The sequence below is a fragment of the Methylotenera sp. E1MeOHC1 genome (genome assembly GCF_058745595.1).
In genome coordinates this window covers 131,875-157,733 of the sequence record NZ_CP196025.1, presented here as the reverse complement: position 1 = coordinate 157,733, position 25,859 = coordinate 131,875, and the positions used below count along the sequence as shown (strand labels likewise).

Sequence of the window (25,859 nt, the reverse complement as noted above, 5' to 3'; positions counted from 1 at the left end):
CCCTAGCCCTTCAAACTTTTACTCACTAACTCGAACACATCATTGGATAGGTTCGGGGTGTTCATAATCGCTTGTAAGGCATCCTGCATCTGCGTTTGCAGTACTGGCGTGTAACGCTTCCATTCACGTAACGGCGTTACCAAACGTGAGGCAATTTGCGGATTAATCGCATTTAATTCAATAATGGCATCCCTCAAGATAGCATAGCCTTGCCCGCTAGGGTGATGGAACTGTACAGGATTATTGAGCGCAAAAGCAGAGTAAAGTGAACGCACGCGATTTGGATTTTTAATATTAAACTCATGATGCTGACGCAGTTTTGCAAAGTCATCAAAAATGACCGATCTGTTCGCCATTGCTTGCAGCGTAAACCATTTATCAACGACCAGTTGATACGATTTAAAGCGCTCATAGAAGTCAGCAAACACTAACTCACGTTCAGGCTGCGTACTATCCGTCAGGCAAGCCAGTGCCGCAACACGATTGGTCATATTATTAGCGCCATCATAGTGCGCTTTGGCTCGAGCGGCACAGCCGGTACCGTTGGTCACGGTGAGTAATTCAAGCGCTATGTTTTGCAGTGCCCGGCGCCCCATGGCCGCAGGTGATACTGAAAACGCACCGGTGTTTACATTGTCATCATATAAACGTGCTAAAGCATCTTTGTGTGCGCGCTTAATGCTTTTAAGGATATGAGTGCGCGCTTGGTCTATCGCTGCAGGGTCAATCACGGTTTGTGTTTGCGCAATCACAGCTATCGTTGGTAAGGTAAGCGCTCTTGAAAACAAGGCTTTATCCCCTGTACCAGCGATGGCTTGATCTATCACAATGCCAAAATCATCTACAAATTGCGAGATATCAGCCTCGCTGTCAGCCATCACACGTTCAATGTTGCGTAAGGCAAGGGTTTGGCCAGACTCCCATTTATTAAAACCGTCGGTGTCTTTCAGTTGCAGCAAGCGCAGGTCGTCATCACTTAAGTCTGTTGTTAGTTTCACCGGCGCAGAAAAACCACGTAAGATAGAAGGCACAGGGCGTGACGCTACATGATCAAATGTGAAGCTCTGCTCGCGCGCAGTCATTTCCAGTATCTGTGTTGCATGCGTTTCATTGCCCTGCTCATCTAGCAGCCCAACTGCAACAGGAATGTGTAACGGTTTTTTATCGGCTTGGCCGGCGGTATCAGGCTGTGATTGCGTCAAGCTTAAGGTAAATTGCTGCTGCGCTGCGTTATATTGACCAGAGGCTTTTAATGTTGGGGTGCCCGCTTGTTTGTACCACAAGAAGAATTGTGACATGTCACGCCCAGAGGCATCTGCCATGCACTGCACAAAATCATTACAAGTAACAGCATGCCCGTCATAACGCTCGAAATATAGGTCAGTTGCTTTACGATAGGTATCCTGCCCCAGCAAAGTATGCTGCATGCGGATAAGCTCGGCGCCCTTTTCATACACAGTCGTAGTATAGAAGTTGCTGATCTCGATAAAGTTATCGGGCTGCACGGCATGCGCCAGAGGACTAGCATCCTCTGAAAACTGCAGACGGCGTAATTGATCCACATCATCAATCCGTTTCACCGCGCGCGAGCTCATATCCGCACTAAACTCTTGGTCTCTGAATACGGTTAAGCCTTCTTTGAGTGATAGCTGAAACCAATCACGACAGGTGACTCGGTTGCCAGTCCAGTTATGGAAATACTCATGGCCGATTACAGCTTCCACACTATCAAAGTCAGTATCAGTCGCCGTCTCCTGGTGAGCTAGCACTAACTTCGTGTTAAAAATATTGAGTGATGTGTTTTCCATCGCCCCCATATTAAAATCACTCACGGCGACAATATTAAACAAATCGAGCTGATATTCACGACCATACTTTTCTTCATCCCACTGCATGGCTTTTTTAAGCGACTGCATAGCGTGGTCGCACTGCTGCTCATCACCGGCACGCACATAGATATGCAAAGCCACCTTACGCCCAGACATGGTTTGGAACGAGTCTTCAATACGAACCAAATTACCAGCCACTAGCGCAAACAGGTAACAAGGCTTAGGAAATGGATCACTCCAAGCCGTAAAATGGCGCCCATGATCAAGATCACCGGCATCTACTAAGTTGCCATTAGATAGCAGCACGGGGTACTTATTTTTATCCCCCTCAATACGTACTGAGAACGTGCTCAACACATCTGGTCGATCTTGAAAGTAAGTAATGCGGCGGAAACCTTCTGCCTCACATTGCGTGCAGTAACTGCCTTGGGATTTATACAAACCCTCAAGCGCGGTGTTGGATGCAGGGTCGATCTCAGAGGTAATGCTTAGGGTGAATTTCTCACCGGCATCTTTGATGGTCATTTGATGCTCGGTAATGGTATAGCCATCAAATGCAATGCCATCCATCTCTACAGCGGTAATGACTTGATCTTGTCCATTTAAAACCAAGTCACTAGCAACGGCATCTGGGCTTTTAATATATTGCACCTCTGATTTCACAATTGTTTTGTCTTCAAACAATGCAAATGAGAGGTTTACATGCCCTACCCGATACGGCGCAGGCGTATAGTCCTTTAGATAGATGGTCTTGGGCGTGGCGTTAGATTCTATTTCCATAATTAAGCAATAACTTTATTGATTGTGTTGCTTAACAGTATAAAAGAGATTACGTTCGTATCATCCGCTTTCATCCATTCTTAATTGAAAATAACGCAATTTCCATGTACAGATGCAGTTAGTACCGCTGTAATTAGGCAATTGACACATACGCACCATCGACAGCAGGCCGCGCACTAATTAACGCACCATAAAACTGCACCATGCGCTCAGCCTGTATAGATGCCGTCCACTTAGCAAGCACATAAGACCTGGCACGCACTCCAAGCTCAAAGCGCTCTTCTGGGTACATTAACAAATGTTTCACTTTGTCAGAAAAGCCCGCAGCGTGATCTGGCGCAATCAACGCCCCTTGCCCATCTACCAATATTGAGGCGGTACCAAGCTCGGCAATGGCCACCACCGGTGTGCCTTGTGCCATGGCCTCGAGCAAGACCAAACCCTGTGTTTCACTTTTTGAAGCGAACACAAACACATCAGCCGCCTGATAACAGTCATTGAGTTCCAGCTCACGATTTAAGTAGCCAATAAACTGCACGTTATGTGCAAGCCCCAACTCTTGGGTTAACCGATGCAAGCTAGTCTCAGCAGGGCCCTCGCCAGTAATCACTAGCAGTACATCTGGCACGTCTTGTACCAATACTTTTAGCATTTCCAGTAAGAAAGCAATATTCTTCTCAAATGCAACACGGCCTACATATAACAACATGGGCCGCTCTAAAGGTATTTCATATTTTTGTCTGAACGCTTTACCATCCGCAGCTTTAAAGCTATGCATTTGCAGGCCGGTAGGCACCACTTCCGCACTCACATTCACCCCGTAGCCTCGCAAAACATCCAGCATGGGCTGCGACGGTGCCACAATCGCATCAACCGCATTGCATTGGCGCTTAGAGATCATTCTGGCAATACCGCGCGCCATTGACTTAGGAATCCACGGTAAATAATGATGTAGATAATCTTCAAAGAACGTATGGTAGGTTTCTACACATGGCACATTTAACTCACGCGCCAACTTTAACCCTACATAATGTGCAACAAACGGGGTATGGATATGCACGATGTCATACCTTTCGCGACGCAGCCCTGGCAAACGCTGTATCACCTCTCCATACTTCATGAGTTTATCCTCTGGATCAAAATAAATACTACGCGCCGGAATGCGCTTAACCCATGACTCGTCTTGAGTGGTAATGCCGTAGTCTGGCGCAATCAAATGCACCTCATGGCCAAGGCCTTGCATCTGTTCGACAAAAGTTCTAATCGAAGTTGAAACGCCATTAATACGTGGGAAATATACATCAGATATAAATAGTATTTTCATGCGTGTTATTCACTCATCTGTTAATAAATTCAATCCGTTATCAACAATATAAACATGCTATATGACAGTTTAATGAAATAAAAATCACGTAATTTCAGCACAACAACTGAATAACACCCCAGTACTGGCAATAAGCGTTTTCCATAAAACATCATCGTATTGTCATTTTTATTTAATATCGCACTGGCACAGTAGCTCGCATGCAAGTACCTAAGCTAATCAAACAATATTACTGGTGGTTGCCATGCTGCATGTACTCAGCTGATGCAAACGCATGGGGGCTGATGACTCATCTCTACTTTGCACAATCCTTGTTATGGGCCATGCCGTTGCTAGACCCTAAGTTGCAAAGAGCTATCAAAAAATTCCCTGATTTAGTCATGGCAGGGGCATGTATTCCTGACTTAGCGCTAGTGAGCCAACCGTTTAACAATACCCATGCTTGGAAAAGTGCGCATCAACTACTTGATGCAGCAAATTCTGATGAAGAAATAGCGATTGCCATTGGTTACGCCAGCCATCTATATATAGACGTAATTGCGCACAATCATTTTGTACCAGCACATGAGGCTATGTGGTTTAAAAGCACAATGTTCACCCATATCACCTCAGAATGGGCTATGGATGCATACCTAACGCCTCTGATCCAAACCTCACCACATCGTTTGCTGAGCAAACACCGCATAACCATTACTCAATTTATCAGCAATCATTTTAATTGTGCAGAAGATATCACCAGCAATGCACTTAAGCGTCTTGCATTAGGGGATGGTCTATTAAGGCTAATTAGACTACCGCAGCTTATTCACAGGTTTGCACGGTTAGTTGACCGCGGCCTTAGCCAGAATTTTGTGTACTACATCTCCAAAACGCAAATTGCGTTGGCAGACATCGGGGAAGTATTAGACGGGAATCAACCCGCATTTGAAGCTGAGTTAAAGAATATCACTATGGAGCAATTAGAACACTGGCGTGAACAGTGCTTAAATCATTTGCAGCATATGCACCCACAGCCGGTGCAATACTTCACACATCCTAAACACTAATAACTGCACAGCAAAAGATTTAGTGTAAGCGCATCGCACGCTTAACACTACTACGTTAGTATTTATACCATTAAGAAAGACAAGCCAGCGATTGACGCACCGATCAACGCACCTGCCAACACATCACTTGGATAGTGCAAGCCCAACACCACGCGAGACAGCGCTACCATCATTGTAAACGGCACCAGTACAAAAGCTAGTTGCGGATAATAACTTAAAGCCACCATGCTAAATACCACTGCGTGCAAGGTATGACCTGATGGAAAGCTAAATTTATCAAGAGGCGTACCTGTTAACCATATATCTTGCCTTACTTCATAAGGGCGTGGACGCAGAGTTTTCCCTTTCAACCACTTATAGAGCAAAGTGCCAGACAGCCCAGCCAAGCCCATGTGCAATACTGGCACTACTCCATCGCTGCCATACACCAGCAATACTGTTGCCATCAGTACGTACCAAAATACGCCATCACCCAGCCGACTCGCTAATCTAAAGCTATCACGTACCAAACGGTAGCGACTGGTATGGTTAACTGCCACGCAGACATTGCTATCTAACTGATGCATGCGGTGCAAATATAAACGTGTTTTAGATGTCATCATTCACCTCCAATATTTAGTTAAAGTGGAGTTAGCTTGTCACTGCAATGTGAACAATTGATGAAAATGAGATGAAGCTTTGTTGAATCGAACACTCAACACATTGAATGTTCAACCCAACAAGCCTATTGAGATACACAGCCAATCAGCATGGCTGCAAAGCAGTTTATAACGCTAATAGGTGCACTACACCACCTGAGGAGCCTTAACGCTTTAAGACGCAACCTGCTTAACTACATCTGCAATGCTTTGCGCCAATGTAGTGACTTGTGATTGATTTTCACCTTCCACCATCACGCGGATTTTTGGCTCAGTACCAGAGGCTCTGAGCAACACTCGTCCTGAGTCTTTCAACTCTGCCTCAGCCTGCTTAACCGCGGCTTGAATCAAGGGGGTGTTCAAATCAACCTTATGCTTAGTGGTGACATTAATTAACACCTGCGGATACAGTGTTAAATCTGCACCCAACTCACTTAAGGTTTTGCCACTTTGAATCACCGCATGCAGCACTTGCAGCGCAGCAATAATGCCATCACCGCTACTATGCTTGTCCAGCGTTAGAATATGGCCTGAGTTTTCGCCACCTAATTGCCAATGATTTTGATTCAATAATTCAAGCACGTAGCGATCTCCTACCTTGGCACGAGCAAAAGGAATATTCATCGCTGCAAGCTTATGCTCCAACGCTAAATTGGTCATCAGCGTCCCTGCTACGCCGCCCTGTAAAACACCTGCCTGCTGACGCGCAGCGGCAATGATGTAAAGCAGTTGGTCGCCGTCTAACAATCGGCCGGTATGATCAACCATCATCACACGGTCGCCATCTCCATCAAAAGCGATGCCTAAATCTGCCTGATGCTCCACCACCGCTTTTTGTAACGCTTGCGGGTGCGTAGAGCCAACTTGTTCATTGATATTCAAGCCATCCGGTTGGTTACCAATGACCACAATCTCTGCGCCTAACTCATGAAATACTGGTGGCGCCACATGATAGGTAGCGCCATGCGCGCAGTCCAACACAATTTTTAATCCACGCAAATCTAAATGATTGGGGAAAGTACTTTTACAGAACTCAACATAACGCCCTGCTGCATCATCAATACGACGCGCTTTACCTAACTTTGCAGATTCCATCACGTGCATCGGCTCATCTAGCGCAGCTTCAATGGCATGCTCAACCTCATCCGGCAACTTAGTACCCAAGCTTGAGAAAAACTTAATGCCGTTGTCATAATAAGGGTTATGTGATGCAGAAATCACAATACCAGCCTGCGCACGCAAGGCTCGTGTCAAATACGCAACCGCCGGTGTTGGCATCGGGCCGGTTAGCAAAACATCTACGCCAGCAGCTGATAAGCCAGCTTCCAGCGCGGCTTCCAACATATAGCCAGAAATACGCGTATCTTTGCCAATTAACACTGCAGGGTGTGCGCCTTTGGCCAAGTTGCTATCAATACTGGTCAACACGCGTCCTGCCGCATAACCTAAACGCATCACAAATTCTGGGGTAATCGGTGCATCCCCGACACGACCACGAATTCCATCTGTACCAAAGTATTTTTTACTCATTCATGTTTCTTTCAAGCGTTTAATTACAATCTTATGTTCACTAGCAGCCTATACTCAGGCAAGCTAAACAGGTAGTACTGCCGTCACTACTTTTAGTGCATCTACCGTTGCCTTAACGTCGTGCACACGTACAATTTTTGCACCCTTCATAGCCGATATGACCGATGCAGCTAATCCTGCGTGCAAGCGCTGCTGCTCATCGCCACCGGCGATTCTCCCCAAAACCGCCTTGCGAGATAAACCAACCAGTAAAGGCCCAAGCTCACCAATTTCGCCCAAGTGCTGTATCAACGCAATATTATGCGCAGTTGTTTTGCCAAAGCCAAAACCAGGATCTAACACGATGCGCTCTTGTGCGATGCCAGCAGACATTACCACCTGCATGCGCTCGATTAAAAACTGCTTCACTTCGGCAACCACATCTTGGTAACTAGGCGCGAGCTGCATAGTTTGCGGCATACCCTGCATATGCATCAAACACACGCCCACATTACTATTCGCGACGATTTGAACAGCTTGCTCTTCTTGTAACGCACGCACATCGTTCACAATATCAATACCCGCCGCAATCGCCTGACGCATAACCTCTGGCTTATAAGTATCAATCGATAACGGCACGGTGGAAACTGCGCGCAAAGCCTCAATCACTGGAATCACACGCCTTAGTTCTTCATCAAGGCTCACGGGCTCAGCACCTGGCCTAGTGGATTCACCGCCGATATCTAAAATATCGGCGCCTTCTGCGATCAACTCTAACCCATGCGCTACTGCTAAATCCGTACTAGTGTACTTGCCGCCATCAGAAAATGAGTCTGGTGTCACATTGACGATACCCATGACATGGGGGCGATTTAAGTTAAGCTGAAATTTACCGCAATTAAATAGATATTGAGTCTGCATATGTTAATTATACTAAATCCGTTTAAAAGTCGTTAGGAGATACAGGCTAATCTTGAGACACCTACCCGAGCATGCATCAAATCACCTGGAATCATGCGCGATTTTTGGCAATAAAAAAGGCTAGTTTGCGCTAGCCTTTTTTGAACATCACTTAATCAATTTAAGTATTTGCAGAGTGCTGTGGTTCGCCAGCTGCTGTCGGACTTGACCCAGAGTTTGATGAACCAGCTGCCGGTGGTACCGTTGCCTGTCTAGGCTTAGGTTCACGCACTGGATTGCCAGCCATAATGTCATTAATCTGATCAGCATCTATGGTTTCATACTCTAACAAAGCAGCAGTCATTGCTTCAACTTTGTCGCGGTTATCTTCTAGTAAACGACGAGCGATACCATATTGCTCATCCAAGATGCGACGAATCTCAGCATCAACCTTTTGCTGCGTAGCTTCCGAAACCGTTTTAGAACTCATACTGCCAAAGAATGAATCCTGCTCACTACCGGTATATACCATGGTACCCAATGCATCACTCATACCATAACGCGTCACCATGTCTCTTGCCAATTTTGTCGCACGTTCAAAATCGTTTGATGCACCGGTTGACATCTGATGCATAAAGATTTCTTCTGCAATACGGCCACCAAACAAAATAGAAATCTCTTCCAGCATCTTGTCTTTGTAGTTGCTGATACGATCAAACTCTGGCAACTGCCATGTTAAACCTAGTGCCCAACCACGCGGCATAATCGTTACCTTATGCACAGGGTCAGCTTTGGGTAGCAATTTAGCTACTACTGCATGGCCAGATTCGTGATATGCAGTATTGCGACGCTCATCTTCACGCATCACCATAGACTTACGCTCAGGACCCATGAAAATCTTGTCCTTAGCATCTTCAAAGTCCTGCATATCCACAGTGCGCTTGTTACGGCGTGCTGCAAACAATGCAGATTCGTTCACAAGGTTTGCTAAATCCGCACCGCTGAAACCAGGCGTACCACGTGCCAAGATATCCGCTTTAACATCAGGATCAATCGGCACTTTACGCATATGTACAAGTAAAATCTGCTCACGACCTTTAATATCAGGCAAGCCTACCATCACTTGACGGTCAAAACGGCCAGGACGCAACAATGCTTTGTCCAACACATCAGCACGGTTAGTGGCCGCAATCACAATCACGCCTGAGTTAGCCTCAAAGCCATCCATTTCAACCAACATTTGGTTAAGTGTTTGCTCACGCTCATCGTTACCACCGCCAGTACCTGCACCACGGCTACGACCTACCGCATCAATTTCATCAATAAAAATAATGCAAGGTGCATTCTTTTTAGCGTTTTCAAACATATCACGCACACGTGAAGCACCAACACCCACAAACATTTCTACAAAATCAGACCCTGAAATTGTAAAAAATGGAACCTTAGCCTCACCTGCAATCGCACGTGCCAGCAATGTTTTACCTGTACCTGGAGGGCCTACCATCAACACACCACGTGGGATACGGCCACCTAGTTTCTGGAACTTAGATGGATCACGTAAAAACTCCACTAATTCAGATACTTCCTCTTTAGCTTCATCGCAACCTGCCACATCAGCAAAAGTAGTATGGTTGTTACCTTCATCTAACTGACGTGCCTTGCTTTTACCAAATGAAAATGGACCGCCACCTTTGCCGCCACCTTGCATTTGACGCATAAAGAAAATCCACACGCCGATCAATAAAATCATCGGGAACCATGAGACAAAAATGCTCATGAGCAATGATTGCTCTTCTTCTGGTTTTGACTCTACAGCAACATTATATTTAAGTAGGTCAGACACTAACCATGGGTCAGAAGGTGCATACGTATTGAACTTCTTACCATCTTGAGTTGTGCCGTGCAGTACTCGACCATCAATCTGCACCTTGGCAATACGACCACCCTTAACATCTTGAATAAATTGCGAATATACGATTTGGTTGTCCGCGTTACCCTTAACGCCGGACAAGTTAAATACCGCCACAAGTATCATGCCGATTGCTATCCAAATAGCGACATTCTTAAACACGTTGTTCAAAATCTTTATCCTTTATCAACAACAATCACGCTTAAAACTTCTTAAGCATTTTAGATCTTACAAAAGCAGTTTAACCCAATTTTTTAAGGTTTACGACCTATTCCTAGCAAATAAACTTCACTGCTTCTATCACGTGACGCCTTAGGTTTACGCGTCACGACTTTATCAAACATTTGACGCATAGTTTGCAAGATTTCCTCGAAGCCAGCCCCGATAAATACCTTGACCAGAAAGTTTCCACTTGGTTTCAACCATTCTTTACTAAAATCCAGTGCCAACTCCGTTAAATAGGCAGCACCGGCTTGGTCAACATCCTTTACTCCACTGATATTGGGGGCCATATCTGCAATTACAAGGTCTACTTGCACATTATTTAAGGTTTGTTCCAATAATTTAAGCACCGCATCTTCACGAAAGTCACCTTGCAAAAATGTTACGCCAGCAACAGGCGTCATCTCTAAAATATCAAGCGCGATTACTTTACCTTGACCTTTTAAACGCTGAACCGCCACTTGCGACCAGCTACCGGGCGCAGAGCCCAAATCCACGATAGTCATGCCAGGCTTGATTAGTTTGTCTTTATCGTCAATTTCCATTAATTTATATGCAGCACGCGCACGATAGCCATCTTTTTGTGCGAGTTTTACATAAGGGTCGTTTAAATGCTCTTGCATCCAAGCTTTACTGGTACGTGTAGGTTTCATCGTTGATACTTTGCCATCAAATAAACATTGCTTCGTGTTAAAATAGTTAACTAATTAATTCTGTTAAAAAATATGAAACTAAGTACTAAACAAATCGCACACCTACGAGGCCTTGCTCATAGCTTAAACCCTGTTGTCATGATAGGCAACAATGGTTTAACGGAAAATGTAGTTAAAGAAATCGAGCTTAACTTAAACGTTCATGAACTCATTAAAGTACAGGTAGCAGGAGATGACCGCGTGGCACGCAAAGCCATGTTTGATGAAATCTGCAAACTTACCAATGCTATTGCAGTGCATCACATTGGAAAACAATTGGTATTTTACAGAGCGAGCAGCACTGTAAAAGAAAGTGCCAAAGTAGTCATTCCTAAGCTTTAAAAACATTCGGCCTGCGTTTAATCACCAGGCCGAATTATTGACTGTTGCTGGCGACTAAACACTAACGCGCTTTAAGCACCATCACAACCGCGAGCACGCATTCAAAAACATAAGCTAAACTGGCAACACCATGCCAGTTTCTAAACCTGTCTGCAAATACACTTTGCATCACGTCGGCTGGAAAGGCTTGTGATTTTAAGCCCTCTAAAATTGGTTGAATACCAAAATGACCGGCCAACACCAATAGCAGCATCACAAAAACAGCCCAAAAGTATGATTGCTTCAAAGCTACTGTGCCAAACTGCGCTAGGCGATGAATCAACAAGTAAAACGCACTGGCTAAGCCAATGTAAGTCACCACATTAAATAACTTACCGGCAAGACTACCCGCTAACTGTTTATCTTGCAGTGCATCAAACAGCACATACGCACTTACGCCAGTGCTCCACAATGCACCAGCCCACAACGCAATCAGAATCAAAGATAGTCGGGAAGCCATTGTCATCACCTTATTTAGATATACAGTACATCAAGAACTTCATACTCTCTAACGCCGCCTGGTGCTGAAACCTCAGCAATATCACCGGCAGATTTACCAATCAAGCCACGTGCAATTGGCGAGCTGACAGAAATCTTACCATTTTTAATATCAGCTTCATCTTCACCCACGATTTGATAAGTTTTATTGTCGCCTGAATCCAAATCTTCAATATTCACAGTAGCGCCAAATACGATACGCCCTTCTGCATTCAGTGTTTGCGGATCAATAATTTGCAAATTCGATAGCTTTGCCTCTAACTCAGCAATGCGGCCTTCAATGAAACTTTGACGCTCTTTTGCTGACTCATACTCTGCATTTTCAGACAAGTCACCTTGCGCACGCGCCTCAGCAATTGCCTGAATAATATTAGGACGATCAACACCACGCAGGCGCTGTAATTCCTCTTTTAACAATTCTGCACCACGAACAGTTACTGGAAATTGACTTAATGCCATATTACACCCTCAAATAAAAAAGAAACCACACTCACATGAGCGTGGTTCCAGAAATAAAATAAATTATAGATAAACTAGCTTTAGTTTATTTTAGCTTAATTGCTTATGCAAGTTCTGTAATGACTCTACTTGTATCTCTTGCATATGCGCCATACCAATGCACGCAGCTTTAGCACCAGCAATAGTTGTGTAGTAGGTCACTTTATTTTGTAATGCAGAACGACGAATCTCGTATGAGTCAGCAACCGCACGCTTGTCTTCAGTCACATTCACAATAAAGCTAATATCGTTATTCTTAATCATATCAACGATATGTGGACGGCCTTCAGCAACCTTATTCACAGCCTGCACCTTCAAGCCATGTTCAGCTAACGCTGCTGCTGTACCTTTAGTTGCAACCAACTCAAATCCTAGTTGATGCAGTTGCTGCCCGATTTCCACTACTTTTAAATAGTCTTCTTTACGTACGCTAATAAAAGCGCGGCCGCCTTCAGGTAGCTTGGTAGATGCACCTAGTTGTGATTTTAAGAACGCCTCAGCAAACGTACTACCTACACCCATCACTTCACCGGTAGACTTCATTTCAGGGCCTAGAATGGTATCCACACCAGGGAATTTAATAAATGGGAATACCGCTTCTTTTACTGAGTAAAATGGTGGAATGATTTCTCGTGTCACATTTTGTGACGCCAGCGATTGACCCGCCATGCAGCGCGCTGCAACTTTAGCTAACTGCAAACCGCAAGCTTTAGATACAAAAGGTACAGTACGTGATGCACGTGGATTTACTTCCAGCACGTAGACCGTTTCACCCTGAATTGCGAACTGCACATTCATTAAGCCAACCACACCCAAGGCTTTTGCCATTTGTTTGGTTTGCACACGTAACTCATCTTGCAACTCAGCAGATAAGCTATAAGGTGGCAATGAACATGCTGAGTCACCAGAGTGCACGCCGGCTTGTTCAACGTGTTCCATAATACCGCCAATGATCACTTCTTCGCCATCAGACAATGCATCTACGTCGACTTCCAGCGCATCATTCAAGAAACGGTCAAGCAATACTGGTGACTCGTTAGAAACTTTAACCGCTTCGCGCATATAGCGCTCTAGCTGGCTTTGTTCTTGTACGATTTCCATCGCACGGCCACCTAGTACATAACTAGGACGCACCACTAATGGGTAACCAATTTCCATTGCCAAACGAATTGCCTCTTCTGGCGTTCTCGCTGTACGGTTTGGTGGTTGTTTTAAGCCTAATTCTTGCAACATTTTCTGGAAACGTTCACGGTCTTCAGCTTTATCAATCGCATCTGGTGTCGTACCAATAATTGGGACACCCGCTTTTTCTAGATCACGCGCTAGTTTTAGTGGTGTTTGTCCACCGTATTGCACAATCACGCCTACTGGTTTTTCCAGTGCAACAATTTCCAACACGTCTTCCAGTGTTACTGGTTCAAAATACAAGCGGTCAGAAGTATCGTAATCGGTTGAAACTGTTTCAGGGTTGCAGTTCACCATAATGGTTTCGTAACCATCTTCACGCATTGCAAACGCAGCATGTACGCAGCAATAGTCAAACTCAATGCCTTGACCAATACGGTTCGGACCACCACCTAGTACCATGATTTTCTTTTTATCAGTAGGCTTAGACTCACACTCTTCTTCATATGTAGAGTACATATAGGCTGTGTTGGTTGAAAACTCAGCAGCACAGGTATCTACACGCTTGTAAACCGGGCGCACACTTAACGCTTGACGGTACGCGCGCACTGCATGTTGATCTGTGTCTAGCAATCTAGCTAGGCGTCTATCAGAAAAACCACGACGTTTTAATTGCAATAAAGCAGCTTTATCTAAATCAGCAATATGTTTGCCTTTGAGCGCTTGTTCACGGTCAATAATGTCTTTTAACTGCACTAAGAACCATGGGTCTATTTTTGAAATATTAAATACTTCATCAACACTCAATCCCATTCTAAATGCATCACCTACGTACCAAATACGCTCAGGGCCTGGTACACCAATTTCTTTGGTGATTGTATCTAAATCTGTGGTTTTTTCGTCTAAACCATCTACACCAACTTCCAAACCGCGTAACGCTTTTTGGAATGACTCTTGGAACGTACGGCCAATCGCCATCACTTCACCAACAGATTTCATCTGCGTGGTTAAACGAGAGTCTGCTTGTGGGAACTTCTCGAAGGCAAAGCGAGGAATCTTAGTTACAACGTAATCAATACTTGGCTCAAATGACGCTGGTGTTGCACCGCCAGTAATTTCATTACGCAACTCATCCAATGTAAAGCCTACCGCCAATTTAGCGGCTACTTTAGCAATTGGGAAACCTGTCGCTTTTGAAGCTAGTGCTGATGAACGCGATACGCGTGGGTTCATCTCAATCACAATCATACGCCCATCGTCTGGGTTAATGGCAAACTGCACGTTTGAACCACCAGTATCCACGCCGATTTCGCGCAACACAGCCAATGAGGCATTACGCATGATTTGGTATTCTTTATCGGTCAATGTTTGTGCTGGCGCCACAGTGATAGAGTCACCGGTATGCACGCCCATTGGGTCCAAGTTTTCAATTGAACAGATAATGATGCAGTTATCAGCAGAGTCACGCACCACTTCCATCTCATACTCTTTCCAACCGAGTAGAGACTCTTCAATCAACAGTTCATTAGTAGGTGACGCATCTAAACCACGTTCACAAATAGTAATGAACTCTTCACGGTTGTAAGCGATGCCACCGCCGCTACCACCCATCGTGAACGATGGGCGAATAATCGCAGGGTAACCAATACTAGCCTGCACTTGCAAAGCCTCTTCCATACTGTGCGCAATAGCAGAGCGCGCAGAACCCAAACCGATTTTGGTCATGGCTTCTTTAAATTTTTGGCGATCTTCAGCTTTATCAATCGCCTCTTTTGAAGCACCAATCAACTCAACGTTAAACTTAGCAAGCACGCCGTGCTTGTCTAAATCTAAAGCGCAATTTAATGCAGTTTGACCGCCCATGGTAGGCAGCAAGGCATCTGGACGCTCTTTTTCAATAATCTTCTCAACCACTTGCCAAGTTACTGGCTCGATATAGGTGGCGTCAGCCATTTCAGGGTCGGTCATAATCGTCGCCGGATTAGAGTTAACCAAAATAACGCGGTAACCCTCTTCACGCAGCGCTTTACATGCCTGTGCACCTGAGTAGTCGAATTCACAAGCCTGGCCAATTACAATTGGACCTGCACCGATGATAAGAATTGATTTTATGTCTGTACGTTTTGCCATTAGATTTACTTTTTAACGAATTTATTTTGCATCAATACACGCAAATTTACGTGATGATTCATATCCAAGCCATCTTCAACAACAGTAGACAGCTGGATGAATTCCATTTACTGCGCCCGCATTAAGTCTATAAACTTATCGAACAGATAACTCATTTCGGTTGGGCCAGGGCTCGCCTCTGGGTGACCTTGAAAACTAAATGCAGGTTTATCTGTACGCGCCATTCCTTGCAAACTGCCATCAAACAACGACACATGCGTCACTTTGACATTTGCAGGCAAAGTAGCGGCATCCGCTGCAAAACCGTGATTTTGGCTGGTAATATAAACACGTTTTGTTTCAACATCTTGCACAGGATGGTTTGCACCATGATGGCCGAATTTCATTTTAAGCGTCTTAGCGCCAGAAGCAAGTGCCAGCAGTTGATGTCCTAAACAGATACCAAAAGTAGGGATGCCTTTATCTACAATCGTTTTAATTGCAGAGATTGCATAATCACATGGCTCCGGGTCACCAGGCCCGTTTGATAAGAACACACCATCAGGATTAAGCGCTAACGCCTCTTCTGCTGTTGCTTGTGCAGGTAAAACAGTTACTTTACAGCCGCGCGAAACCAACATGCGCAGAATATTACGTTTCACACCGTAGTCAAATGCAACCACATGGAATTGCTCTTCAGGTGCTTTAGTAAAGCCTTGACCTAGCGCCCACTCAGCTTCAGTAAATTGATAAGGTTTATCACAGCTCACAACTTTGGCTAAATCCATACCAGCCAAGCCAGGGAAACCAGCGATTGCATGTGTTGCCAATGATAGCGCCGTGGCTTCATCGGCCTCGCCAGCAACGATTACGCCAGTTTGTGCGCCTTTTTCACGCAGGATTCTTGTCAGTTTACGCGTGTCGATATCAGCAATCGCCACCACGTTATTAGTCACTAGGTATTCAGATAAAGACTGGGTGTTTCTAAAGTTACTATGTGTTAATGGCAAATCCCTAATCACCAAACCACTGGCATACACTTTGCCAGACTCTACGTCTTCATTGTTAACGCCATAGTTTCCAATGTGCGGATAAGTCAGCGTAACAATTTGTTTGGTATAAGATGGGTCTGTCAGTATTTCTTGGTAGCCTGTCATCGAAGTATTAAACACGACTTCAGCTACAGCATGCCCAGAAGCTCCGATCGACATGCCACGAAACACGGTTCCATCTGCTAGTACAAGTATGGCGGGCAGGTTTTGTGACACAATAACTCCTCGGTTTTACGATAATTAAAATTTACGACATTAAAAACTTCTAATCTTTAGTCCATCATGAACAGATGGCAGATGTGCAAAACGGGAGGAGCTGTATATACTCTTCCCGTTTCAGAATTAACGAATTATAGCGAAAAAAAAGCGACTAATCAATGTCAACGTGACACATTCGTCATCTGCCGATCATGAATTTTTGCCAAAAACACTTGCGCAACGACCGCTCCCACCAGCGCCATCAACATATCCCACTGGGTATCCCACACATCGCCCTGCGTGCCCAAAAAAGCATCTGCAGCACCGCCCTCATAGGCTGCCACCCACCATTCAATAAACTCGTAAACCGCACTAATACTAAGGCAAATACAGCTCACAATAAAAAACAGCCAGCGACCGGATACCAAAGGAGACTTTCGCAATAAGATTTCACGCGCCACCATAGCAGGCACAAACCCCTGTACAAAGTGCCCAACCCTATCGTAATAGTTACGAGATAACTCATAAGCGTCGCGCAACCAATTAAACCAAGGCACTTCTGCGTAAGTGTAATGCCCGCCGACCAACAAGATGAGTGCGTGAATCAATATCAACGTATAAACCAGCGGAGTGAATACAAAGGAGTGGTAAGTAAAAACCAGTATAGGCAATACAATCAGCACGGGCGCCACTTCCAGCACCCATGTCAACCTATCAGCAGGATGAATGGCAGACCAAACAAACACAGCACTGAGTATGCTGAGTAAAACCATGTAGAAGTGACGGTTAGATAACGACATCTCTACTGAGACTAACGCAAACCTAATACATCTCGCATATCGTACAGGCCAGATGTTTTATCTGATAAATATTTAGCAGCCCGCAATGCACCTAACGCAAAGGTAGCGCGACTGCTCGCTTTATGCGTAAGCTCTACACGCTCACCAATACCAGCAAGCACCACGGTATGATCACCAACCACATCACCGCCACGCATCGTTGCAAAACCGATTTTCCCTGCCTCGCGCTCACCGGTTACACCTTCACGTGCATATACTGCACAATCTTTTAGGTCTTGACCTAGCCCAAGCGCAGCCGCCTCACCTAAACGCAAAGCTGTGCCAGATGGCGCATCCACTTTATGACGATGATGCATCTCCACCACTTCAATATCGTAGCCCTCATTCAACACGCGGGCCGCCTGCTCAACCAGATTAATCAACAAGGTCACGCCTACGCTCATATTGGGCGCGAATACAATTGCAATATCCTTTGCAGCAGCCTCAATGACCTGCCTTTCTTCGACAGAGAAGCCAGTCGTACCAATAATCATTTTTACTCGATGCTTTTGACATGCCGCCAAATAAGCCATGCTTGCTTCCGGTCTGGTAAAGTCAACCAGCACGTCCGCACCCTTTAGCGCAACGTCAATATCTGAAACCACTTTCACACCTGACACACGGCCAAACTGCTCACCCGCGTCGCGGCCTAGATGAACATTATCAGCACGATCTAGCGCGCTATGCAGCACCAACTCAACATCCGCAAACACGCCTTCCAACAAAGCATGCCCCATACGACCTGAACAACCAGCAATTACAACCTTTAATGGATTTACCATATCAAAAAACCTATCAATTTCTACTAAATTACTTTAAAAGATTAAAAACCAATCTTTTCCAACATGCGATCAAAAAAGCTAGGCTCACTCTCCGGCGGCAGGTCTTGAGGTGTTGGTGCAACCTTGTTGCCAACGCGCGGCGCGGCAACAGCAGTTACCGCTTCTGGCTCAACCTCTTCTGGCAATGAGCGCAACTTACGATCAAACACCATGCCCGATGCAGACTCATAAAGCATCGCATTCACTGGATGCTCATCAGGCATGACCACTGGAGGCAGAGCAACCGGAGCCGCGACTTCAGCTACGGGCGCCTTAACCATCTCAGGCTCAGGAGCAGGGCTAACTTCGGTAACCACGGCAGCAGGTACAGCAATGGAGGCCTGTGCAGAAGCTTCTACTGCTGGAGTCACCGCCACGTCAAGTGGTACCGCCAACATAGATGGCGCAGCATCTGCATCTGAGACTGCACGCGATTCAGCAACGGCAGCCTCTACTTTAGGCTCCAAAGCTTTAGTTTCCGGTATTTTTTTAACATCAGGCTTCACAGCAGGTTCTTTAGCCGGTGCAGCTTCGTCTTTTTCCCAGAACTTCAACTTATTCATTAAGCTTTTTTCTTCTGGCTTTTTATACGGCTCGACCAAGCGGGTCCCAGTATTTGCACGCTCATCTTCAGGTGCGGCAGTTCCTGCAGGAATCACGTCACCACGCACCGTTTTTAACAGGTCTTTTTCAAAGTCGAGAATCACACGGCGCTGCTCAGTCACCTTGCCAGCCTCACGCATTTGATACACATAGTCCCAGCGATTGCCATGGAAGCTGTCTTGAATCAGCGGGGTCCCCATAATAAAACGTACTTGAGACTTGGTCATCCCTGGACGCAGTTGCAATAGCATTTTAGAGGTGACCACATTACCCTGCTGAACATCCAGCTTATACGGCTTAATGCTAGGGACGGCCGTGCCGCATGCAGAGCAAAGCAAAACCAGTAAAACAACTAGATAACGTAACGTAGAAAAATAACGCATATCATGACTTTAATTTGAATTGGCGTTAATATACCACGTAGCGACTGAAGCCAAAACATCCACCTTATTAATTGTGAATATTCCAAAATCATGCAAGATCAAAAAGATTTAAAAAATGCTGGTCTAAAGGCCACCTTACCAAGACTTAAGGTGCTCAACCTATTTGAAAACAGCAAAGACCGACACCTGTCTGCCGAAGACATCTACAAAATCATGATTAACGCTGGTGAGGATGTGGGTTTGGCTACGGTATATCGCGTACTCACACAATTTGAGCAAGCTGGGCTCTTGATTAGACACCACTTTGAAAGTGGCAAAGCAGTATTTGAGCTTAACAGCGGCGGACACCACGATCACATCGTCTGTATTAAATGTGGTCGCGTTGAGGAGTTTTACGACCCAGAAATCGAGAAAAGACAAGAAAGCGCTGCGGCAAAATTAGGCTTTACCATGCAAGACCACTCACTGACTATTTACGGTGTTTGCACTAAACAACCTTGCGAGAGCAAGGACTAAAAGGGCGAACTTTTCACTACAGCCAACGCACAGGCTAAACTTACCCTAACAACATTTCTTTCGCATGCTGCCTTGTTGTTTCGGTAAGCTCTATACCGCCCAACATTCGCGCAACCTCCTCAATACGGCTAGCAGCATTTAATGCCACAATCGTACTTAAGGTTTGACCATAGGCTTGCGACTTACTTACCCGCAAATGATGCTTACCAAGCGCGGCCACCTGCGGCAAGTGTGTAATCACCAACACTTGTCGCTGCTCGCCCAGCTGCTTCAGCAAGTTACCTACAACTTCCGCCACGCCGCCGCCAATACCAACATCAACTTCATCAAAAATCATGGTTGGAATACTGCCCTGCTGTGCAGTAACCACACGGATTGCCAAACTAATCCGAGACAACTCACCGCCAGAAGCCACTTTACTTAGAGAGCGCGGCGCAACGCCTGCGTGCCCTGCTACTAGAAACTCAACTTGTTCCAACCCGTTAACACTCGGCGCAACAGGCGTTAGCGCTACCGAGAACTGACCTCCACTCAAAGACAAGCGCTGCATCTCAGCAGTGATTTTTTGATGTAGCATTGCAGCAGCGCCAGCCCTGCCTGTGCTTAAAGTTTCGGCTAACTTTTTATATTCACTAAATGCTAAACGCTCTTGCTCGGCAAGCGCGCCATCGTCTGCGAAGTTAGACAACTCAGCCATTCTCGTCTGCCAACCCTGAAGCAAGGCAGGCAAATCTTCCACACGCGACCTGTATTTACGTGCGGCAGCATGTATGGACTGTATTCTTGCATCTACCTCACTCAAGCGAGCGGGGTCCAGTTCCATACGCTGAATATAGCGATTTAAAGAACGGCTAGCTTCTTGCAGTTGAATGACGCCAGAATCAAGTGACTCAGAAACCTCGGCCAAACTGGCATCGTAAGTCTGCATGTTTTGCAGATGATGCTGTACTTGCGCTAATAAATTTAGTGCAGACAACTCACCCTCGCTCAGCAGATCCAAGCAAGTTTCTCCGCTGGTAATTAAGCTAGCTCCATTTGAGAGCAGTAAGTGCTCATGCTGCAGCGCCTCCCACTCTTGTGCATCAAACGCTAGTGCCGAGAGCTCACGTACGTTGTCTCGCAGCAATGCCAATTCATCAGCATAGGCTTCAGCATTTTTTTCCAATTCCAAGCGCAAGCCATGTAGGTGATACCAGCGCTTGTATTGTTCAGCCACATTTTTTGCCACATCCAATAAACTGCCAAACTCATCTAAAATTTGACGCTGCGTGGCTGACTTAAGCAGTGAGTGATGCGCATTCTGGCTATAAATATCAACCAAAAACTCGCCCAACTCTTTAAGCTGCTGCATAGTTGCTGGGCTGCCATTAATGAACGCGCGTGAGCGGCCATCCGCGTAGATAACCCGACGTAGTAGCAACTCGGGCTCATCCTGTGCAATTTCCTGCTCCACCAGCCAATTTAGCGCTTCAACATTATTGTTCAATGAAAAACATGCACTAATCTCGGCTTTATCGCAGCCAGCACGGGTAACGCCGCCTTCGCCACGCGCGCCCAAGGCCAGAGACAATGCATCAATCAGAATAGATTTACCTGCGCCAGTTTCACCCGTCAACACCGTAAACCCAGATTGAAAATCCAGATCAAGCTGATCAACAATGACGAAATCGCGAATTGAAAGTGTTTGCAGCATAATTCAATTAGTCCATTTTATTGCCACATCAAAATGACAAGGCTTAGAGCAGTGCAGTTGATTTAGAACAGTTATACGAATACAACATAAGATCGCTAGACTGTTGTTGCAGACCATCGCACACGGCTATTGCAACACCTTTTGCCTAAGAGACACGGCACCAGCAAACCTATGATAAAGAGTAGGCATCAACCCCAGTTGAGTTTATTTCTGAGCATATCAAAGTAGCAGTACTCTACAGGATGTAGCAGTGAAATTGTTTTCTCTGCACGGCGGACTACAATTTTATCGCCCACTTCCAAACCGAGTTGGAATTGACCATCAAAACTTAACTGTGCCTCATCGAACTGCACCACGGTAACCACGATATTGCTTGCACTATTCACTGCAATTGGACGGTTACTCAGCGTATGCGGACAGATTGGCACTAGGGAGATTGCTTCTAAATTAGGGTGTAAAATCGGCCCCCCGGCAGACAATGCATAGGCAGTGGCACCGGTTGGTGTGCTGATAATCAGGCCATCACTACGCTGTTTGTAAACAAACTTGCCATCAATTTCGATTTCCAGCTCGATCAAGCGCAAACCACTTTTAATCACCACGTCATTCAGGGCATGGCTGCTGTAAATAATCTGATTATCTCTCACCACATCAGTAGATAACAACATGCGCGGCTCTTTAATAGAGTCTCCAGCAAGGATGCGGTCAATCTCAATCAGCATATCTTCTGCGCGTAAATCGGTTAAAAAACCAAAACGGCCGCGATTGATGCCCACCAAAGGCACATCAGCGTCAATTAAGCTACGCGCAACGCTGAGCATGGTGCCATCACCACCCATCACGATTGCAAGATCTGCGACTTGACCAATTTCGCCTATAGCCAGCGTTTGATAGTCAGTCAACTGCGCATGATGCGCGGTATTTTCCTCAATCCACACCTCATAGCTTTTAGCGGATAAATGTCGAGCTAAGTCAGCTAAATCTGCCTGCATCAACTGTAAAGCCGATACATTCATATATTTGCCAATAAGCGCTATTTTTTTAAAGTTTGTCTGCACGGCAGAATTAAAACATAGTCATGAAATCTTAGCAAAGCCAAAACAATACATAGCATGCAATAAATATCATCCATCCCTACATTTTTTGCGTCATAATAGCCAGCTAGCCTCATGGCAATGTGCCAAGATTGATTAATTAAACATTATAAACAATAAGTTAGCTAAATAAAATATAACAAAACTGTACTGGCGTATTTTTTGCTTATACACCCCAATCTAACATTATCAAATAACAAAATATATATGACGGCTTCAAATCAAACCAACATACTGAAAACATACTTCTTACTCACTTACGTTGCAGTACTATTTCTTGTGTCTGACTCAATGTCTGTCACGAGCATTTTTCAGGATGGCCTATTGCCTTTTGGCTTTATGCTCATTACATGGTTACTGTATGGCTTGTATTACTTGCTGCCTGCCATTGCCATTACCGCACTAGTCAAATTCATCAGTAAGAAAAATACTAGCGCGGTCTATACAGCCGCGGTCATCACTGGCGGCATTACCACGTTACTGATGTACGCAAACGCCAAGCTCTTTTCGCTTTATGGCATGTTCTTTAATGGCTTTATTTTCAATCTGGTGTCCACGCCTGGCGGTATCGAGTCTTTAGGTGGCAGCAGTGCTTCTGACGTAGGGTTTGCACTGATTACATTGGGATTTATCAGCTTGCAAGCCGCCATTTTATGGCTAGCTCACTACTTATATGTAAAAAAATCAGCGCCGCAATTATCGTTCAAATTTCTGCCTGTCACCGCACTCATTGTCACAGTGCTGGTACATATGGGCTTTGCGTTAGATAGTTACACAACAAATCAATTAAACGTAGTTGCACAGGCGATTCCGTTTTACCAAACTGTATCGGCTAGAGGTTTCTTTAAAAGCCTTGGATTTACCACGCAGCGTGAAGCTAAGATTAAACTAAAAGGTAAACTCAACTACCCACTTAACCCTATCCAATTCAAACAACCTGCCAAGCCGTACAACATTATTTGGCTGACTTCTGAGTCCTGGCGCGCAGATACCCTCAACGAAAAAATCATGCCTAACAGCTGGGAGTTTGCAAAAGGCGCAGCTAGATTTACACGTAACTACAGCACCGGCAATGGTACGCGCATGGGCGTGTTTGGCATGTTTACCGCCATGCCTGGAAACTATTGGTTTCCATTTTTAGAAGAGCGCCGCGGTGCTGCAATTATTGATGTATTGGAACAACAGCAGTACCAAATGAGTTTTTACACCAGCGCTAAATTTTCTTATCCGGAATTTGATAAGACTATTTTTGCACACGTTCCCACCAGTCAGTTACACGATAACAATAAAGGGGCGAGCGGCTGGGAAAATGACCGTAATAATATCACAAGCTTGCTGTCATTTATTGATAACCGAGACAAAACCAAACCATTTTTCACCTTTATGTTTTTTGAGTCGCCGCACGCGCGTTATTACTTCCCGCCTGAAAGCGTTATTGCAACGCCATATCGTGATGACCTTAATTACGCAACTTTAAGTAAAACTGCATTACGTGACGACATTGTGCCGATTAAAAATCGCTACATTAACTCTGTGCATCACTTAGATATGCAATATGGCCGTATCTTCGACTACCTCAAACAACACCAGTTACTAGATAACACCATTGTTATCCTAGTAGGCGATCATGGCGAAGAGTTTATGGAGCATGGCTTCTGGGGACATAACTCAACTTTTGTAGACCAACAGGTACGCACGCCGCTCGTTATTTACAAACCAAACTCAGCACCGCTGGTGAGCGACCAAATGACCAGTCACATGGATATCGTGCCTACCATCATGCCACTACTTGGTGTTAGCAACCCAAGCAGCGACTACGCTACCGGCTACAACTTGCTGGCTGGTGAAAAACGTAACCATACTTATGTCTCAGATTGGGATAAAGTCACTTACGTAGATGATGAGGTTAAAATCACCCAGCCTGTGAATGCAAAAAGCTTTGCACTCATGACCGCCAGCAGGGGTGATGACACAGCGCTACCTCATGATGAACGTAAAACAGTATTGCAGACAAAACAACCTGCCATGCTGCAGCTCGTGCAAGACTTAAGCAAGTTCTTCAAGAAAAAAGATGCTAAAACACCAGCACCGCCCCGATAACATTGCCTTATCAGGCTAACTGACCGATAATTTGCGCATGAGCTCCAGTATAGACAAACGTGCGCAAATTTTACTCAAAACCCTGGTTGAACATTACATTAGTGATGGTCAACCCATTGGGTCTCGTACCTTATTGCAACACTCTGGCCTAGATGTTAGCCCTGCAACTATTCGCAATGTCATGAGCGATTTAGAGCAGCTGGGATTCATCGCCAGCCCCCACACCTCAGCAGGCCGCATTCCTACACAAAAAGGCTATCGCTTATTTGTAGATTCGCTGCTTACTGTGAAACCACTAGAATCACAAATAGTACAGCAGCTTAAAAGTGGCTTAGCATCGCCTAACCCGAGTGAGCTGATTACCAATGCAGCCGATATGCTTTCGCAACTCACCCAGTTTGCCGGTGTGGTCATGACACCCAGACACAAACGCATTGCATTTAAACATCTGGAATTTTTAACACTTTCCGATAAAAGAATACTCGTCATCATTGTCACTAGTGATGGCAACGTACAAAACCGCATCATCCTCACTGAAAAAACTTTCAGCGCCAGTGAACTGACCCAAGCAGGTAACTATTTTAATGCGCACTTTTCTGGCCATACGTTTGACGAAGTGCAACAGAAGCTGCATGCCGAACTTAAACAAATGCAAAATGACATGAACAAACTCATGACAGCGGCACTAGAGGCGAGCAACAAAAAAGCGGATGAGGATGGTGTAGTCATTGCTGGCGAACGCAATTTACTACAAGTAGACGACCTTTCCACTAACGTTGCCAGCTTACGCAAGCTATTTGAAATCTTTGAACGCCGCACTAGCCTGATGCAGTTGCTAGACAACAGCCAGCGTGCGGATGGCATACAAATCTTTATCGGCGGCGAAAGTGGTTACTTACCCCTAGACGAGTGCAGCATGATTACCGCCCCGTATGAAGCAGATGGGCAAGTCGTAGGTACGCTAGGCGTAATTGGCCCTACGCGCATGGCATATGAACGCGTGATTCCCATTGTAGACATCACCGCCAAACTACTATCAAATGCACTTTCATCAAGCTAACGTGTCGCATACAAAGTACTAAGACAACCATTTATACTAA

General features: G+C 45.3%; 21 protein-coding genes. 5 read left to right on the top strand and 16 right to left on the bottom strand.

The window, feature by feature from the left end:
- Window positions 1-2 precede the first annotated feature (2 nt).
- On the bottom strand, window positions 3-2,609 hold the full coding sequence (gene pepN, locus ACSSU7_RS00670; RefSeq protein ID WP_492516837.1) for an aminopeptidase N: 2,607 nt from the start codon (window positions 2,607-2,609) through the stop codon (window positions 3-5).
- 133 nt (window positions 2,610-2,742) lie between these two features.
- The gene (locus ACSSU7_RS00665; RefSeq protein WP_492516836.1) at window positions 2,743-3,933 is read right to left on the bottom strand and encodes a glycosyltransferase; all 1,191 of its coding nucleotides are present in this window, start codon (window positions 3,931-3,933) and stop codon (window positions 2,743-2,745) included.
- Between the two features lie 200 nt (window positions 3,934-4,133).
- On the opposite strand from ACSSU7_RS00665, the gene ACSSU7_RS00660 reads away from it, so the two are divergent.
- Window positions 4,134-4,979, top strand: coding sequence for a zinc dependent phospholipase C family protein (locus tag ACSSU7_RS00660; RefSeq protein WP_492516835.1), 846 nt, complete (start codon window positions 4,134-4,136; stop codon window positions 4,977-4,979).
- Between the two features lie 62 nt (window positions 4,980-5,041).
- On the opposite strand, the gene ACSSU7_RS00655 is transcribed toward ACSSU7_RS00660, so the two are convergent.
- The 5 genes from ACSSU7_RS00655 to rlmE all read right to left on the bottom strand — a co-directional run bounded on the left by ACSSU7_RS00655 (window position 5,042) and on the right by rlmE (window position 10,810).
- The gene (locus ACSSU7_RS00655; protein WP_492517802.1) at window positions 5,042-5,578 is read right to left on the bottom strand and encodes a phosphatase PAP2 family protein; all 537 of its coding nucleotides are present in this window, start codon (window positions 5,576-5,578) and stop codon (window positions 5,042-5,044) included.
- A 213-nt stretch (window positions 5,579-5,791) separates the two neighbouring features.
- Complete coding sequence (gene glmM / locus ACSSU7_RS00650; protein WP_492516834.1) at window positions 5,792-7,147, bottom strand: phosphoglucosamine mutase; 1,356 nt, start codon at window positions 7,145-7,147, stop codon at window positions 5,792-5,794.
- Window positions 7,148-7,210: 63 nt separating this feature from the next.
- The gene (gene folP, locus ACSSU7_RS00645; protein ID WP_492516833.1) at window positions 7,211-8,047 is read right to left on the bottom strand and encodes a dihydropteroate synthase; all 837 of its coding nucleotides are present in this window, start codon (window positions 8,045-8,047) and stop codon (window positions 7,211-7,213) included.
- A 160-nt stretch (window positions 8,048-8,207) separates the two neighbouring features.
- Window positions 8,208-10,106 (bottom strand): ATP-dependent zinc metalloprotease FtsH, encoded by a 1,899-nt coding sequence (gene ftsH, locus ACSSU7_RS00640; protein ID WP_492516832.1) that lies wholly within the window; start codon window positions 10,104-10,106, stop codon window positions 8,208-8,210.
- A gap of 83 nt (window positions 10,107-10,189) precedes the next feature.
- Window positions 10,190-10,810 carry a 23S rRNA (uridine(2552)-2'-O)-methyltransferase RlmE gene (gene rlmE, locus ACSSU7_RS00635; RefSeq protein WP_492516831.1) on the bottom strand — a complete coding sequence of 207 codons (621 nt, stop codon included), beginning with the start codon at window positions 10,808-10,810 and terminating at the stop codon, window positions 10,190-10,192.
- A gap of 72 nt (window positions 10,811-10,882) precedes the next feature.
- On the opposite strand from rlmE, the gene yhbY reads away from it, so the two are divergent.
- Window positions 10,883-11,191, top strand: coding sequence for a ribosome assembly RNA-binding protein YhbY (gene yhbY, locus ACSSU7_RS00630; protein ID WP_492516830.1), 309 nt, complete (start codon window positions 10,883-10,885; stop codon window positions 11,189-11,191).
- 61 nt (window positions 11,192-11,252) lie between these two features.
- Here the strand turns inward: yhbY and ACSSU7_RS00625 are convergent, their stop codons facing one another.
- The 7 genes from ACSSU7_RS00625 to ACSSU7_RS00595 all read right to left on the bottom strand — a co-directional run bounded on the left by ACSSU7_RS00625 (window position 11,253) and on the right by ACSSU7_RS00595 (window position 19,356).
- Window positions 11,253-11,690, bottom strand: coding sequence for a DUF4149 domain-containing protein (locus ACSSU7_RS00625; RefSeq protein ID WP_492516829.1), 438 nt, complete (start codon window positions 11,688-11,690; stop codon window positions 11,253-11,255).
- Between the two features lie 14 nt (window positions 11,691-11,704).
- Window positions 11,705-12,187, bottom strand: coding sequence for a transcription elongation factor GreA (gene greA / locus ACSSU7_RS00620; protein ID WP_492516828.1), 483 nt, complete (start codon window positions 12,185-12,187; stop codon window positions 11,705-11,707).
- 90 nt (window positions 12,188-12,277) lie between these two features.
- Window positions 12,278-15,481 carry a carbamoyl-phosphate synthase large subunit gene (gene carB / locus ACSSU7_RS00615; protein ID WP_492516827.1) on the bottom strand — a complete coding sequence of 1,068 codons (3,204 nt, stop codon included), beginning with the start codon at window positions 15,479-15,481 and terminating at the stop codon, window positions 12,278-12,280.
- A gap of 107 nt (window positions 15,482-15,588) precedes the next feature.
- A complete protein-coding gene (carA, locus tag ACSSU7_RS00610) occupies window positions 15,589-16,728 on the bottom strand; it encodes a glutamine-hydrolyzing carbamoyl-phosphate synthase small subunit (protein ID WP_492516826.1) in 1,140 nt (379 codons plus the stop codon).
- Window positions 16,729-16,892: 164 nt separating this feature from the next.
- A complete protein-coding gene (locus ACSSU7_RS00605) occupies window positions 16,893-17,510 on the bottom strand; it encodes a DUF2238 domain-containing protein (RefSeq protein ID WP_492516825.1) in 618 nt (205 codons plus the stop codon).
- Window positions 17,511-17,521: 11 nt separating this feature from the next.
- Window positions 17,522-18,331 (bottom strand): 4-hydroxy-tetrahydrodipicolinate reductase, encoded by an 810-nt coding sequence (gene dapB / locus ACSSU7_RS00600; protein WP_492516824.1) that lies wholly within the window; start codon window positions 18,329-18,331, stop codon window positions 17,522-17,524.
- A 41-nt stretch (window positions 18,332-18,372) separates the two neighbouring features.
- Window positions 18,373-19,356: an outer membrane protein assembly factor BamE gene (locus tag ACSSU7_RS00595; protein ID WP_492516823.1), complete on the bottom strand. Its 984-nt coding sequence runs from the start codon at window positions 19,354-19,356 to the stop codon at window positions 18,373-18,375.
- A gap of 90 nt (window positions 19,357-19,446) precedes the next feature.
- Between ACSSU7_RS00595 and fur the strand changes: the two genes are divergently transcribed.
- On the top strand, window positions 19,447-19,872 hold the full coding sequence (gene fur, locus ACSSU7_RS00590) for a ferric iron uptake transcriptional regulator (RefSeq protein WP_135278402.1): 426 nt from the start codon (window positions 19,447-19,449) through the stop codon (window positions 19,870-19,872).
- Between the two features lie 40 nt (window positions 19,873-19,912).
- Here fur and recN read toward each other — a convergent pair whose 3' ends face one another.
- Both recN and ACSSU7_RS00580 read right to left on the bottom strand, forming a co-directional pair.
- Window positions 19,913-21,565, bottom strand: a complete 1,653-nt coding sequence (gene recN / locus ACSSU7_RS00585) for a DNA repair protein RecN (RefSeq protein WP_492516822.1) — start codon at window positions 21,563-21,565, stop codon at window positions 19,913-19,915.
- Between the two features lie 188 nt (window positions 21,566-21,753).
- Window positions 21,754-22,581, bottom strand: coding sequence for an NAD(+) kinase (locus ACSSU7_RS00580; RefSeq protein ID WP_492516821.1), 828 nt, complete (start codon window positions 22,579-22,581; stop codon window positions 21,754-21,756).
- A 285-nt stretch (window positions 22,582-22,866) separates the two neighbouring features.
- On the opposite strand from ACSSU7_RS00580, the gene ACSSU7_RS00575 reads away from it, so the two are divergent.
- Together ACSSU7_RS00575 and hrcA are read left to right on the top strand one after the other, a co-directional pair.
- On the top strand, window positions 22,867-24,759 hold the full coding sequence (locus ACSSU7_RS00575; protein ID WP_492516820.1) for a sulfatase-like hydrolase/transferase: 1,893 nt from the start codon (window positions 22,867-22,869) through the stop codon (window positions 24,757-24,759).
- 37 nt (window positions 24,760-24,796) lie between these two features.
- A complete protein-coding gene (gene hrcA, locus ACSSU7_RS00570) occupies window positions 24,797-25,819 on the top strand; it encodes a heat-inducible transcriptional repressor HrcA (RefSeq protein ID WP_492516819.1) in 1,023 nt (340 codons plus the stop codon).
- Window positions 25,820-25,859: the final 40 nt, after the last annotated feature.